General features: G+C 71.2%; 13 protein-coding genes. 7 read left to right on the forward strand and 6 right to left on the reverse strand.

Annotation, left to right across the window (positions count from 1 at the left end; translation table 11 throughout):
• Window positions 1–4 precede the first annotated feature (4 nt).
• The 5 genes from MJ604_RS09215 to MJ604_RS09235 are packed head-to-tail and all read left to right on the forward strand — an operon-like array spanning window position 5 to window position 5718.
• On the forward strand, window positions 5–829 hold the full coding sequence (locus tag MJ604_RS09215) for a xanthine dehydrogenase family protein subunit M (RefSeq protein WP_243058044.1): 825 nt from the start codon (window positions 5–7) through the stop codon (window positions 827–829).
• Window positions 826–1320 carry a (2Fe-2S)-binding protein gene (locus tag MJ604_RS09220; protein WP_243058045.1) on the forward strand — a complete coding sequence of 165 codons (495 nt, stop codon included), beginning with the start codon at window positions 826–828 and terminating at the stop codon, window positions 1318–1320. Before MJ604_RS09215 ends, MJ604_RS09220 begins: the two co-directional genes overlap by 4 nt.
• Complete coding sequence (gene cutA / locus MJ604_RS09225; RefSeq protein WP_243058046.1) at window positions 1317–3722, forward strand: aerobic carbon-monoxide dehydrogenase large subunit; 2406 nt, start codon at window positions 1317–1319, stop codon at window positions 3720–3722. The genes MJ604_RS09220 and cutA overlap by 4 nt, the downstream gene beginning before the upstream one ends.
• Window positions 3719–4348 (forward strand): carbon monoxide dehydrogenase subunit G, encoded by a 630-nt coding sequence (locus tag MJ604_RS09230; protein ID WP_243058047.1) that lies wholly within the window; start codon window positions 3719–3721, stop codon window positions 4346–4348. The genes cutA and MJ604_RS09230 overlap by 4 nt, the downstream gene beginning before the upstream one ends.
• A complete protein-coding gene (locus MJ604_RS09235; protein WP_243058048.1) occupies window positions 4345–5718 on the forward strand; it encodes an amidase in 1374 nt (457 codons plus the stop codon). The genes MJ604_RS09230 and MJ604_RS09235 overlap by 4 nt, the downstream gene beginning before the upstream one ends.
• Here MJ604_RS09235 and MJ604_RS09240 read toward each other — a convergent pair.
• The 3 genes from MJ604_RS09240 to MJ604_RS09250 are packed head-to-tail and all read right to left on the reverse strand — an operon-like array spanning window position 5711 to window position 8316.
• Window positions 5711–6898, reverse strand: a complete 1188-nt coding sequence (locus tag MJ604_RS09240; RefSeq protein WP_243058049.1) for a cysteine desulfurase-like protein — start codon at window positions 6896–6898, stop codon at window positions 5711–5713. The genes MJ604_RS09235 and MJ604_RS09240 overlap by 8 nt on opposite strands.
• The gene (locus tag MJ604_RS09245) at window positions 6895–7560 is read right to left on the reverse strand and encodes a DUF1684 domain-containing protein (protein ID WP_243058050.1); all 666 of its coding nucleotides are present in this window, start codon (window positions 7558–7560) and stop codon (window positions 6895–6897) included. The genes MJ604_RS09240 and MJ604_RS09245 overlap by 4 nt, the downstream gene beginning before the upstream one ends.
• A gap of 18 nt (window positions 7561–7578) precedes the next feature.
• Window positions 7579–8316, reverse strand: coding sequence for an N-acetyltransferase (locus tag MJ604_RS09250; RefSeq protein ID WP_243058051.1), 738 nt, complete (start codon window positions 8314–8316; stop codon window positions 7579–7581).
• A gap of 61 nt (window positions 8317–8377) precedes the next feature.
• On the opposite strand from MJ604_RS09250, the gene MJ604_RS09255 reads away from it, so the two are divergent.
• Together MJ604_RS09255 and MJ604_RS09260 are read left to right on the forward strand one after the other, a co-directional pair.
• Window positions 8378–8839, forward strand: coding sequence for a GNAT family N-acetyltransferase (locus MJ604_RS09255; protein ID WP_243058052.1), 462 nt, complete (start codon window positions 8378–8380; stop codon window positions 8837–8839).
• A gap of 2 nt (window positions 8840–8841) precedes the next feature.
• Window positions 8842–9414 (forward strand): ATP-binding protein, encoded by a 573-nt coding sequence (locus MJ604_RS09260; protein ID WP_243058053.1) that lies wholly within the window; start codon window positions 8842–8844, stop codon window positions 9412–9414.
• Window positions 9415–9431: 17 nt separating this feature from the next.
• Here MJ604_RS09260 and MJ604_RS09265 read toward each other — a convergent pair whose 3' ends face one another.
• The 3 genes from MJ604_RS09265 to MJ604_RS09275 all read right to left on the reverse strand — a co-directional run bounded on the left by MJ604_RS09265 (window position 9432) and on the right by MJ604_RS09275 (window position 11657).
• Window positions 9432–9866, reverse strand: a complete 435-nt coding sequence (locus MJ604_RS09265) for a VOC family protein (protein WP_243058054.1) — start codon at window positions 9864–9866, stop codon at window positions 9432–9434.
• Window positions 9867–9879: 13 nt separating this feature from the next.
• Entirely contained in the window at window positions 9880–10200 is a 321-nt protein-coding gene (locus MJ604_RS09270; protein ID WP_243058055.1) for a DUF2511 domain-containing protein, read from the reverse strand.
• Window positions 10201–10421: 221 nt separating this feature from the next.
• Window positions 10422–11657, reverse strand: coding sequence for an HNH endonuclease signature motif containing protein (locus tag MJ604_RS09275; RefSeq protein WP_243058056.1), 1236 nt, complete (start codon window positions 11655–11657; stop codon window positions 10422–10424).
• Window positions 11658–12115 lie beyond the last annotated feature (458 nt).

Below are 12115 nucleotides of genomic sequence, written 5' to 3' on the forward strand. Positions count from 1 at the left end.
AATCGTGAAGCCTGCACCTTTCGACTACCGCCGGCCAGGGACGCTCGCAGAGGCCGTGGCCTCCCTGGCCGGTGAGCCGAACGCCAAGGTGCTGGCGGGCGGTCAGAGCCTGGTCCCGTTGCTGTCGATGCGGCTCGCGGCGCCGTCGCTGCTCGTCGACATCAACGGGATCTCAGGGCTCGACCGCATCGAGGTCTGTGAACAGCAGGGGGTCGACGGCGTCCGGGTGGGAGCTCTCGCCCGGCACGCCGCCGTCCTCGCCTCTCCTGACGTACGGCGCGTCCAGCCGCTGGTGCCGATGGCGCTGGCGCACGTCGCGCACGCCACCATCCGCAACCGCGGCACCACCGTCGGCTCGCTCGTGCACGCCGACGCCGCCGCCGAGATGCCGGTGGTGCTCACGCTGCTCGGCGGCCACCTCGAGGTCGAGGGCCCGGCCGGGCGGCGCACGATCCACGCCGACGACCTGTACATCGGCCCGCTCGAGTCCGCGCTCTCGCACGACGAGATCGCGGTCGCGGCGTTCTTCCCGGCGCTGGCGCCGGGCGCCGGTGTCGGCTTCGAGGAGATCGCCCGCCGGCACGGCGACTACGCGCTGGTCGGCGCCGCGGCGCTGGTCGACGGGGACTCGGTGAAGGTCGGCTACCTGTCCGTCAGCGACGTACCCACCGTGGTCGACCTCTCCGGCGTCGCCGACGCCGACCTCGGCGAGGCGGCCCTCGAGAAGCTGGAGCCGATGAGCGACATCCACGCGACCGCGGCGTACCGCTCCCAGCTGGTGCGCGTGCTCACCGAGCGCGTGGTCCGATCGGTCAGGAAGGCAGCATGAGCGAGGAACTGCACGACGTACGCCTCACGGTGAACGGCGCCACGCACGACATCCGCGTGCCCGCCCGGCGGCTGCTGTCCGACGCGCTGCGGCACGACCTGAAGCTCACCGGCACGCACGTCGGCTGCGAGCACGGCGTGTGCGGCGCGTGCACGATCCTCGTCGACGGCGAGCCGATGCGCGCCTGCCTGATGTTCGCCGTCTCGGCGGTGGACCACGAGATCACCACCGTCGAAGGCCTCGCCGACGAGGACGGGACGCTCAGCCCGGTGCAGCAGGCCTTCGCCGAGTGCCACGGCCTGCAGTGCGGCTTCTGCACGCCGGGCTTCCTGACCACGATCACGGCGGGGCTGGAGGCGAACCCGTGCCCCACCCACGACGAGGCGCGCGAGATGATCGCCGGCAACCTCTGCCGGTGCACGGGCTACCAGAACATCGTGAAGGCCGTGGAGCGAGCCGCGGTCCTGCGACAGGCTCAGGAACCGGCATGACCAGCAAGCTGATGGGCCAGGGCGTCCAGCGCGTCGAGGACCAGCGGTTCCTCCGTGGCCAAGGGCGGTACGTCGACGACGTCGCGGTCGAGCAGGACGTGCTGCACGCGGCCGTGCTCCGCTCGCCGCACGCGCACGCGCGGGTGCTCGACATCGACGTGTCCGACGTGCTCGACGTCGAAGGCGTCCACCTCGTCTACACCTACGAGGACCTCACCGGCCCGATGGCCGAGCCGCTGCCGCTGCTGATCCCGCACCCGGCGCTGACCGAGGGGCGCACGCAGTACGCGCTGGCCAAGGACGAGGTGAACTACGTCGGCGAGGCGATCGCGTTCGTGGTCGCCGAGGACCGCTACATCGCCGAGGACGCCGTCTCGAAGATCCGGGTGCAGTACGAGTTCCTCCCCGCCGTGGTCGGCGTCGACGCCGCCCGCGCGGCGACCGACCTCGTGCACGCCGACGTACCCGGGAACATCGCGGCCAAGCTCGAGCAGAACGTCGGCGACGCGGTGGCGGCCATCGCCGCCGCGCCCCACAAGCTGGAGCTCGAGCTCACCATCGAGCGCAGTGCGTGCACCCCGATGGAGGGTCGCGGCACCGTCGCCCGCTGGGACCGCGACCTCAACCGGCTGCAGCTGTGGACGTCGACGCAGAGCTCCACCGGCGTGCGCGCCGCCGTCGCCGTGAAGATGGGCCTCGACCTCGGCCAGGTCGACGTGATCACGCCGGACGTCGGCGGCGGTTTCGGCGTGAAGATCAACCACCCGTGGCCGGAGGAGCTGCTGGTGCCGCTGGCGGCGCGCGTCCTCGGCCGGACGGTGAAGTTCACCGAGGACCGGCGTGAGCACTTCATCTCGTCGGCCCACGAGCGCGGCCAGGTCCAGCACATCGAGGTCGGCTTCGACGACGACGGGCGGCTGCTCGGGCTGAACGTCGAGTTCTGGCACGACCACGGCGCGTACATCCCGTACGGCCTGATCGTCCCGATCATCACGTCGACGCAGCTGCTCGGGCCGTACAAGCCGCAGAACTACCGCGTGTACTTCGAGTCGCTCTACACCAACACCGTGATGGTCACGCCGTACCGCGGCGCCGGGCGGCCGCAGGGCTGCTACGCCATGGAGCGGACCATGGACGCCATCGCGAAGTACCTCGGCAAGGACCGCGCCGAGGTGCGCGCGGTGAACTTCATCCAGCCCGACGAGTTCCCGTTCGACCAGGGACTGATCTTCCAGGACGGCCGCGAGCTGGAGTACGACTCCGGCGACTACCCGGCGTCGCTGGAGAAGATCAAGGCGCTGGTCGGCTGGGACGAGTTCCCGGCGTTCAAGGCCGAGATGGCGGCCGAGGGACGGCGGGTCGGCATCGGCCTCGCCTGCTACGTCGAGGGCACCGGCGTCGGCCCCTACGAGGGCGCGCACGTGCACATCGAGACGACCGGCAAGGTCAAGGTCGCGACCGGCCTCACCACGCAGGGCCAGGGGCACGCCACGGTCTTCGCGCAGCTCGTCGCCGACGAGCTCGGCGTGAAGTTCGAGGACGTCGAGGTCGTCACCGGCGACACCCGTCGGATGCCGTACGCCGTGGGCACGTTCGCGTCCCGCGCTGCGGTCATGAGCGGCTCGGCGATCCACCTCGCGGCCAAGCGGGCCAAGGAGAAGGCGCTCAAGATCGCCGGCGAGGCGCTCGAGGCGGACCCGGCCGACCTGGAGATCGTCGACGGCGTGGTGTCGGTCAAGGGATCGCCCGGCTCGTCGATCGACCTCGGCACCGTGTCGGTGCTGTCGAACCCGCTGCGCTACGCGTTCGACGAGGCGTCGAAGGCCGCGACCCAGTTCTCGGTGGGTGATCCGGGCAAGCCGCCGGTCCCCGAGGACGAGGAGCCCGGCCTGGAGGGCCGCGACTTCTACTCGCCCGAGCGCGCGACGTTCGCCTCGGGCATGCACGCGGTGATCGTCGAGACCGACCCCGACACCGCCGAGATCACGATCCTGAAGTACGCCGTCGTCCACGACTGCGGCAACCTGATCAACCCGATGATCGTCGAGGGCCAGATCCACGGCGGCGTCGCGCAGGGCATCGGCGGAGCGCTCTACGAGCGGATGGCCTACGACGAGTCCGGGCAGCTGCTCAACGCGTCGTTCATGGACTTCCTGATGCCCTACGTCACCGAGGTGCCCGACGGCATCGACATCGACCACCTCGAGACGCCGTCGCCGCTGAACCCCCTGGGCATCAAGGGCGCCGGCGAGGCCGGCGTCATCCCCTCGGCCGCGGTGTTCGCCGCGGCGATCGAGGACGCCGAGGCTCCCTACGTCCCGGGGCTCGTCATCACGGCGATGCCGATCTCGCCGTCCGAGCTGTACGCGCTTCGCCACTCTCAAGGCCTGGAGAACTCATGAACATCGTCGGCTCCAACATCGTCCCGTTCCCGGTCGAGATGGTCTGGGAGGCGATCCTCGACCCGCGGGTGCTGGTGGCGACGATCCCGGGCTGCGACCGGCTGGTCGCGACCGGCGAGAACTCCTACGACATGACCGTGACCGCAGGCGTCGCCGCGATCAAGGGCACCTACCTGGGCTCCTGCACGCTCTCCGACCTCCAGCAGCACCAGTCGCTGGTGATGAAGCTGACCGGCGCCGGTGCGCCGGGCACCATCGACGCCACCGTGAAGGTGTTCTTCGGCGAGGCCGAGCCGGGCGTGACCCGGATCGACTACGACGCGGACGCGGTCGTCGGCGGCATGGTGGGCGGCGTCGGCCAGCGGATGCTGACCTCGGTCTCCAAGCGGATGGCCGGCGACTTCTTCGACAACGTCGCGCAGGCGATCGGCCAGGGTCCCGACCCGTCCGGTTCGGCGGTCGAACCGGCCGCGACCGCTGCGGGAGACGCTCCTGCTGCCCGTACCTTCACCGCCCCCGCGCGGCCGGCCGTCGGCTCGCAGTCCGACTTCGTGAAGGGCATCGCGGTCGGTGCGGGCCTGGTCGTCCTCGGGGTCGTCGTCGGGCGGCTGTTCGGTCGCCGATGACTGTCTCGGTCGACTCGACCGCGCGCGACCAGGCCGCCGCCGTACGTCGCCGCGAGATCTCCGCGCGCGAGCTGCTCGACCTGCACCTGGAGCGGATCGCCGCACGCAACCCGCAGCTGAACGCGATCGTCTCGCTCGACGAGGCACGTGCCCGCGAGGGGGCCGCGGCCGCCGACGCGGCGCTGGCGTCGGGAGCCGAGGTCGGACCGCTGCACGGGCTGCCGTTCGCGTTCAAGGACACCCACGCCGTCGCGGGGTGGAGCACGACGTACGGCTCTCCGCTCTACCGCGACCACGTCCCCGAGGCCGACGAGCTGATCGTGGAGCGGGTGCGTCGCGCGGGCGTGGTCACGATCGGCAAGACCAACGTGCCGGAGTTCGCGGCCGGGTCGCACACGTTCAACACGGTCTTCGGCACGACGCTGAATCCCGTCGACCCGACCCGCTCTGCCGGTGGCTCGTCGGGCGGCGCGGCGTGTGCGCTGGCGTCCGGGATGGTGCCGCTCGCGGACGGCTCCGACATGGGCGGCTCGCTGCGCAACCCCGCGTCGTTCTGCGGTGTCGTGGGGCTGCGGCCGTCGCTCGGACGGGTGCCGGAGTGGCCGCTCTACAACCAGTGGGAGACCACGTCGGTGGGCGGCCCGATGGCCCGCAACGTCGGCGACCTGGCGCTGCTGCTGTCGGTGCTGGCCGGACCGGATCCCCGTGCCCCGCAGGCGCTGCGTGATCCCGGGGCGTCGTTCGCGTCGCTGCTCCCGCTCTCGCTCGCGGGCCTCCGGGTCGCGCTCTCGGTCGACCTCGGTGGCGCGTTCGAGGTCGACGCCGAGGTGGCGTCGGTGGTGTCGTCCGCCGCCACGCTCTTCGACCGGGTGACCGACGCCCATCCGGTGCTGACCGAGGCCGACGACACGTTCCGCACCTTGCGCGCGTGGCACTTCCAGGCGAAGTTCGGCTCGCTCCTCGCCGCGAACCCGGACGCCTTCAAGGCGTCGCTCGCCGACAACATCCGGGCGGGGGAGTCGCTCACCGGCGCCGACGTCGCCCGCGCCTACCACCAGCGCACGGTGCTCGCCGAGCGGATGCGCGAGTTCTTCGAGCACCACGACGTGCTCGTGCTCCCGGTGTCGCAGGTGCCGCCGTTCCCGGCGGACCAGGAGTTCCCGACCGAGATCAACGGCCGGCCGATGGAGAGCTACCTCGACTGGATGCGGGCGGCGTACTTCATCACCGTGACCGGCTGCCCGGCCATCTCGGTGCCGTTCGGGCACACGGCGTCCGGCCTGCCGGTCGGCATCCAGCTCGTCGCCGCGCACGGCCGCGACCGCTTCCTGCTCGAGGTGGCCGCGGCCGTCGAGGCCGCCGTCAGCTGACGACGAACGCGTTGATCGCGTCGAGGGCGCGGTCGACGTCGCTGTCGTCGACGTACGGCGCCAGCCCGAGCCGCAGCGCGTTCTCGTCGTCGAGGCCGAGCCGGCGGAATCCCTCGTAGGCGTAGAACGACCCCGCCGGCGCGAGCACGCCGCGCTCGACGAGGAAGGCATAGGCGTCCTTGGTCCTGCGACCGGGGAACGTCAGCAGCAGCGTCGGCGTGCGGTCCGCGGCGCGGGAGTGGAGCACGACGCCGTCGGCGAACCCGTCCTCGAGCCGCGTGCGCAGCCGGAGCTCGTGCTCGTCGACCGCGTGCAGGGACGCGCGCAGCCGCTCACGGCGGGTGGTCGCGCCGCCGGGCGCGATGCCGGCGAGGAAGTCCACGGCCGCGGTCGCGCCGGCCATGATCTCGTAGGGCAGCGTCCCGAGCTCGAACCGCTCGGGCACCGCGTCGCTCGACGGCACCAGCTTGTCGTTGCGCACCGTCTCCAGCAGCTCGGGCGCCGCGGCGAGTACGCCGCAGTGCGGGCCGAGGAACTTGTACGGCGAGCACACGAAGAAGTCGGCGCCGAGCTCGCCGACGTCGACGAAGGAGTGGGCCGCGAGGTGGACGCCGTCCACGAAGACCAGCGCGCCGACGGCGTGGGCGGCGTCGGCGATGCGACGTACGGGCGGCTTGGTGCCGAGCAGGTTCGAGGCGCCGGTGATCGCGACCAGCCGCGTGCGCGGGCCGAGGTCGGGCTCCTCGAGCTCGCCCGTCGCGGGGTCGAAGTCGAGCCAGCGGACCGTGACGCCCTTCTGCTCGGCGGCCTGGACCCAGGGGCGGACGTTGGAGTCGTGGTCGAGCCGGGTCACGACGACCTCGTCGCCCGGCTGCCAGTCCTTGGCGAGCGCGCGTGAGAAGTCGTAGATCAGCTGGGTGGCGCTGCGCCCGTAGACGATGCCGCCGGCGGGCGCGCCGAGCAGGTCGGCGTACGCCTCGCGGAACGCGCGGACCACGGCGTCGGCGTTCGACTCGGACGGTGAGCCGGTGCCGCGGTTCGACAGCGGGCCGGTGAGCGTCGCGGCGATCGCCTCGCCGACCTGGCGCGGCGTCTGGGTCCCGGCCGGCGAGTCGAAGTGGGCGGTGCCCGAGTCCAGGGAGGGGAAGTGGCTGCGAACGGCGGTCACGTCGAAGGTCATGGGTCCATTCTGGGGATCTGTTCGCCGGCTTCAACAGGGAACGGCAGCGTGTTCTGCGCCGGCGGCACCGGGCAGGTGGCGAAGTCGGTGTACGCGCACGGCATGTTGTAGGCCCGGTTGAAGTCGATCTCGACGTTGCCGTCGGCGTCCGGGACCTCGGTCAGCAGCTGGCGCATCGCGGCGTACGTCGTCACGCCGGACGTCGCGTCCCGGAACAGGATCCACAGCCGCCCGTCCTCCTCGACCTCGGCCTCGAGGCGGTGCTCGGCACCGTCGCGCTCGAAGACGACCTCGTCCCCGTCGTGGCGCGCGTGGACGACCCAGGCCGGGTCCGGCGGGTAGCACGGGGTTCCGCCGTACCTGCCCAGGGCGGGGGAGTCCGGGCGCCGCGGCCGCACCATCGTGCGCCCGTCGCGGTCGGCCACCTGCGCGCGCACGTCGCCGAACGTCACCGTCACGCCCTCCTCGTCGAGCGGGCCGAGCCGCTGCCCGTCGACGACGGGTCCGTCGTCGTCCTGCCGCCACTCACCGGGGACGTCGTCGAAGCGCTGCGGCTCGTCCGTGAGCCAGTGGATCGCGGTGATCGACAGCCAGCCGTACGGGTCGCGCAGCCGCTGCTCACGGCTCTCACGCCAGGCGTGCCAGTCCTGCTCGAAGCTCACACCCGCAATCCTCGCAAGTCAGGCTCCGGTGCGGTGCACCACCCAGACGTTCGGCTCGACGTACGTCGCGATCTGGTGCTCGAGGTCGCAGTGCACCGGCGACAGCGCCTTCGGCACGTGCACCGGGCCGGACCGGTCGAACGGCAGGCCGGTCCACTCGCGCCACTCGTCGACGGTTCCGGGGATGACCATCGAGCGCGGCGCGACCTTCACGATCCGCCCGCCTGCCCGCACGTGCACGCGCAGCCACGGGTCGACCGGCAGGCCGTCCTCGCGGACGCGGAAGGCGTACGTCGACATCGGCTCGTGGATGTCGGTCTTGCCGTTGGGGCGCACCGGCGCGACCAGCTCGGCGAACCCGTGCCGCTTCGCGTTGTCGCGCATGGCGACCAGCATCTGGTGGGAGAGACCGGCGCCCTGCAGGTCGGGGCGGACCGCGATCTCCACCGCGGAGATCGCGTCCGGCGCGTCGCCGCGCAGGCTGGTCAGCAGCCCGTTGCGGATCGCGAAGTCCCACCCGTTGTCCGGGAGCTCGTCGTCCCCCCGCGTGAACGGCACCGAGTAGGCGCACGCGACGACCTCGCCCTTCTCGTCCTGTGCGACCAGGACGTACTCCGCGAACCGCGTCTCCACGTTGCCGTAGAACAGCCCGCCGATCGGGTCGTGGCGCATGAACTCCGGCCAGGAGTTGGGCATGTCCCACATCGGGTCGACGAGGTCGGGACGGTCGGCGAGGACGGAGATCGTGAGCTGCACCCGCACATCCTGCCTGGGTGGGGAGCCTCGGTCGCGCCGTTTTCAGCGTTACCGTGGCGCGGTGCTGCCGCCTCCGACGCCCCGGCTCCGCTTCCGGGAGATGACCGAGGCCGACCTCCCGGACCTCGCGACGCTGGAGCTCGGTGGCTCCCGGGGGCCGGAGGGCTGGATCGCGTGGAACCTGCGCAACTACGAGGAGCACGGATTCGGGCTGTGGATCCTCGAGACGCACGCCGGTGAGTTCGTCGGCGACTGCGGCCTGACCATGCAGGAGGTCGAGGATGCGTGGTTCGTCGAAGCGGGATGGCACGTCCGCTCCGACCTGCGTGGGCAGGGGTACGCGACGGAGGCCGCCGGGGCGGTCCGCGACGCTGCTCGTGCAGCCGGGATCGAGCACCTCGTCGCGATCATCCGGCCGGGCAACGTGGCGTCCCGGCGGGTCGCGACCAACATCGGACTGGTCCTCGAGCGCGAGGTCGTGGCGCACGGTGGCCCGGCCCTGGTGTTCGGAGCCGAGCTGTGACCGTGACCTCGAGACGCCCGCGCCTGATCCACCTCAACGGTCCGTCACGCGTCGGCAAGTCGACCCTGGCTCGACGGTACGCCGACGAGCACCCCGGCACGCTGATGCTCGACCTGGACGTCCTCGCCGGGCTGATCGGGGGATGGCAGGCGGACTTCTCGGCCGCCTTGGAGATCGCCCGCGGCCACGGTCGGGAGATGGCCGCTCGGCACCTGCGATCCGGGTACGACGTCGTGCTCCCGCAGCTGGTGACCGTCCACGACCGCGAACCGGACCCGGCCTTCGAGGAGACGACCCGGCTGGCCGGTGCGACGTACGTCGAAGTCGCCTTGCTGGTCGACGACGGGGAACATCACCGACGCCTGAGCGGCAAGGTTCCTGTCACGGAGGTCGAGGCACACGTGCAGGCTGCGCTGGAGGACGCGAACGCCGGCCTGGTGCACAAGATCCGCGACCACCTCGCGGAGTACCTGGCGCACCGTCCGCGGTCGATCCGGATCGACACCACCGGGCTCGGGGAGGACGAGTCCTACCGTCGTCTCCTGGCCGCGCTCGACGCAGCGGAACCGGCTTGACCCTGCCCTCCGCTCGGTCAGATCGCCGAGTCGATGGCCTCCCAGAGGTGACCGTCCGGGTCGCTGAAGGTGGCGGTGTAGCCCCACGGCTTCTGCTCGGGCGCTGAGACGACCACGCCGCCGGCCGCCTCGACGCGACCGACGATGCCGTCCACCTCGTCCGGGGAGTCGACCTGCAGGCTGAGCAGGCACTCGGAGGACGTCGGGTCAGCGGTGGGGCGGCCATGGGTGACCCAGCCGAACCCGCCGGTCGGGATGTACATCACCGAGGCCAGCTCGTTCAGCTGGACCCGCAGCGGTTCGGGCACGCCATCGTCAGCCAGCTCTCCCGGCGTCTCGAGGCCGAGGTTCTGGGCGAACGCGTACGCACGAGAGCGGTCCGCGGTGGGCAGGGCGACGACGATGCGATAGGACGGCATGTCCGTCAGACCGTCCTCGGTCGCCGTACTCATCGGGGAAGGACGGTCAGTCGCAGAGTTCCTGGGCATCCTCGGCCAGCGCTGCCAAGCCGCCGCGAGCGCCATCGACCGGGTTCTGGGCCAGGATGCGTCGAAGCCCAGCCTCGGGCTCGGCGCCACCGGACAGACCGTCCAGGCCGTAGGAGCGTCCGTCCACCGTCAACGTCGTGACGTCGCCGGGCTCGCAGGCCAGGACGGCTTCGTCGACGGTCAACGGCCACTCATCGCCGTAGTTGCTGCGGCCGACCTCGAGCGACTCGATGTCCTGGTCGGATGAGCAAGCGGCGAGCAGGAGCGCTGGTCCGAGAAGGGGGAGGAGCCATCGCACAGTGGTGACCCTACGCAGGTGAGCGCGGGCGCCTGATGGCCTGCGCGGGGTGGCGGAGGCTGGGCGGCCTGCGGGTGCGTGGGTGGTACCGGTTCTTGGTTTTCGGATAACGGGGTCGCCGCAGTCTGTGGTCACCCGTAGGTGGTTGCGGTGGTTGGTTGGCTTGCGGGTTCGTCGTGGTCGACCGTGGTGGTCACCGTTTGAAGCGATGGTTCGGGTGGCTATTGGCGTCGGTGGAAGGTGACGTCGCCGTTGGGCAGGTAGGTCGTCTCGTAGGTCGTGTCGTGTGCGCGTTGGTGGTGCCAGTGGCAGAGCGTGATGGCGTCGTCGACGGTGGTGTGGCCGCCGTCGGGCCAGCGGGTCGTGTGGTGGGCGTGGAGTCCGTGGGTGCGGTCGCAGCCTTGGGCTCGGCAGCCGTGGTCGCGGGCGAGCAGGGCGTAGCGCTGGTGCTTGGTGTGCAGGCGTCGTGCGCGGCCGACGTCGAGCGGCATCGAGGCACCGCCGAGGACGATGGGGATGATCTCGGCCTCGCACGCGAGCCGCCGGGCGAGTGCGGGGTTGAACTTCTCGCCGGTATCGAGGACGCCGGCCTTCTCGACGCGGCCCAGGAGTGAGTCTTCGTCGATGAGCACGAGCATCGTGGCGGGCAGGCTGCCGGTCTTGGGGAGGTGTTCGGCGGGGATGTGCAGGATCAGCTCGGCGAACGCGCGGCCCATCGCATCGGCGGTCGGGTGGCGCTCAGCTGTGGTGGCGGCTTGGTGCTTGGGTGCGGCGAACGCGAGCAGCATCTTGCGCAGGACGGCGCCCTCGGCTGTGGGGATGGTGAACCGGCCGTGGGTCTTGCCGTGCCCGTCGTCGTACATCGCCAGGTGACAGGCCTTGGCGGCGGCCTTCTCCTCGGCCTCGAGGATCGCGGCCTCACGGGCGTCGGCCTCGTCGGGGGCGATGACCTCGACCAGGTGCTTGCCCAACACCCGCAGGGCTTTGGCGTCGTGGTGGGCGGCCTCAGCGAGCAGGTGCGCCTCGGCTTGTTCGGCCAGTTCGGTGTCGACGTGGTCGGGGAGCTGGTCGACGGCGTGCACGATGACGCGGGCCTGGTCGACCAGGACGTCGCCGTGAGCGAGCGCGTCCCGCGTGAGGGGATGCGCTTCGAGGGAGTGGCCGAGCTTCACGGTGCCGGCCGCTGCCGGTCGGGTGGTGTTGGTGGTGTGCGCGAGCCAGCTCGCCGCGGACGAGGCGCCGACCTCGGCGCCGACGTGCAGGTCGTCGGCATGCGCGGCCACGCGGGCGGTCAGCTCGGCCACTTGGGCAGCCAGATGTGTCAGCTCGGTCAGGGTCGCCGCGGTCTCGGCTGCGTCCATCGACCACACCGACGCGTCCACCACGGAGGCGGCCGAGGCGCGCATCTCTGCGGTCGCGGCCGACACGCGGTGTCGGGATGTGGTCAGTGCTGTCATGGTTCAACCCAAGCAGGGACCACCGACAGTCAGGGGCCCAGAACCCCTTGTTTCACAGGGGTCTGACGAACTATCCGATATATCTGCGGGTGGTTTCGAGGCAGGCGTTAGCGCGCCTTCCTCAACCACCGATGCGGCGGTCGGAAAGCCGGGAAGCGACCGCAACCCGAAGCTCGCCGTACCCGCGTAACGGCCTATCGGCGAGCAACCACTAGCGACCCGCGGGCCGACGACATCCGGTGGACACACTTGTGGAGAACCTGTGGGAAACAGCGTGGATGGCTGTGGAGTACTGGGGTCGAACCTGTGCGCAACCGGCGAATTCCGGTGGAACCCGAAGAATGTTGGCGAAGGCTCTTGCGCACCCCTTCCCGGAGGGCATAGAACTTCTCCCACGCAGTCCGGGAAACCGGGAGGCGGGACGACTCGGAGACGAGGATCCACACGCACCGCGCCAG

It is taken from the genome of Nocardioides sp. SR21 (assembly GCF_022761125.1).
GTDB lineage: Bacteria > Actinomycetota > Actinomycetes > Propionibacteriales > Nocardioidaceae > Nocardioides.

What these genes read in the sequence shown, in the direction of transcription:
- MJ604_RS09220 (WP_243058045.1), top strand. Translation starts at nt 826, where the DNA reads ATGAGCGAGGAACTGCACGACGTACGCCTCACGGTGAACGGCGCCACG.
- cutA (WP_243058046.1), top strand. Translation starts at nt 1,317, where the DNA reads ATGACCAGCAAGCTGATGGGCCAGGGCGTCCAGCGCGTCGAGGACCAG.
- MJ604_RS09230 (WP_243058047.1), top strand. Translation starts at nt 3,719, where the DNA reads ATGAACATCGTCGGCTCCAACATCGTCCCGTTCCCGGTCGAGATGGTC.
- MJ604_RS09235 (WP_243058048.1), top strand. Translation starts at nt 4,345, where the DNA reads ATGACTGTCTCGGTCGACTCGACCGCGCGCGACCAGGCCGCCGCCGTA.
- MJ604_RS09240 (WP_243058049.1), bottom strand. Translation starts at nt 6,898, where the DNA reads ATGACCTTCGACGTGACCGCCGTTCGCAGCCACTTCCCCTCCCTGGAC.
- MJ604_RS09265 (WP_243058054.1), bottom strand. Translation starts at nt 9,866, where the DNA reads ATGAGTACGGCGACCGAGGACGGTCTGACGGACATGCCGTCCTATCGC.
- MJ604_RS09275 (WP_243058056.1), bottom strand. Translation starts at nt 11,657, where the DNA reads ATGACAGCACTGACCACATCCCGACACCGCGTGTCGGCCGCGACCGCA.